Origin of the sequence: Methylobacterium sp. WL6 (assembly GCF_008040095.1) — a bacterium.
Classification (GTDB): domain Bacteria; phylum Pseudomonadota; class Alphaproteobacteria; order Rhizobiales; family Beijerinckiaceae; genus Methylobacterium.
Map to the genome: position 1 here is coordinate 1 of NZ_VRVH01000631.1, position 783 is coordinate 783.

Annotated in this window: 1 protein-coding gene; it reads left to right on the forward strand. The window is 74.5% G+C overall.

Going from position 1 to position 783, the window contains the following annotated elements; genetic code table 11:
• On the forward strand, nt 1–783 hold a 783-nt coding region (locus tag FV230_RS28875; protein WP_147844792.1), incomplete at both ends, for a glycosyltransferase family 1 protein.

Here is a 783-nt window from a genome sequence, read left to right on the forward strand (position 1 = left end):
CGCGACCGCTGGTCGAAACCCGCCAAGGTCTGGTTCTGGCTGAACGAGCATTGCGGCAGCCTGTTCTCGACGCATCTCGTCGCCGACCACCCCGAGATCGCCCGCCACCTCGCCCGCGTCAGCCCGAAGCGCCGCATCACCACCATCGCCTACGGGGCGGACCCGGTCGCCGATGCGCCGGTCGCCGCGCTCGATGCGCTCGGGATCGAGCCGCAGCGCTACGGCCTGGCCATCGCCCGCATCGTGCCCGAGAACCTCGTGCTGCAGGTGGTCCGCGCCTGGAGCGAGGTCAGCCCAGGCCTGCCCCTGGTGGTGCTCGGCAAGCTCTCGGAGACCGATGCCTACCACCGCGCGGTGCGCGCGGCCGCCGGGCCGGACGTGATCCTCGCCGGCGCGATCTACGAGGCGGACCGCGTCGCGGCGCTGCGCCGGCACGCCCGCTTCCACATCCACGGGCACACGGTCGGAGGAACCAACCCGTCGCTGGTCGAGGCGCTCGGCGCCGGCTCGCCGGTGCTGGCCCACGACAACGTCTTCAACCGGTGGGTGGCGGGTCCCGATGCCGCCTATTTCGGCGACGAGACCGAGCTGCGCCATGGCATCGTGCGGCTCGCCCGCGCGCCGGCCGGGCACCTCGCGGCGATGTCGTCCGGCTCGCGGGCACGCCACGCCGAGGCGTTTGCCTGGGACGGCATCTTCGACGCCTACGAGCGCGTGCTGCGGGCGCAGCTCCCCGCCGCCCGCACGCGCCGCCGGAGCGCGGCCCGCGTCGAGGTCGCGGGC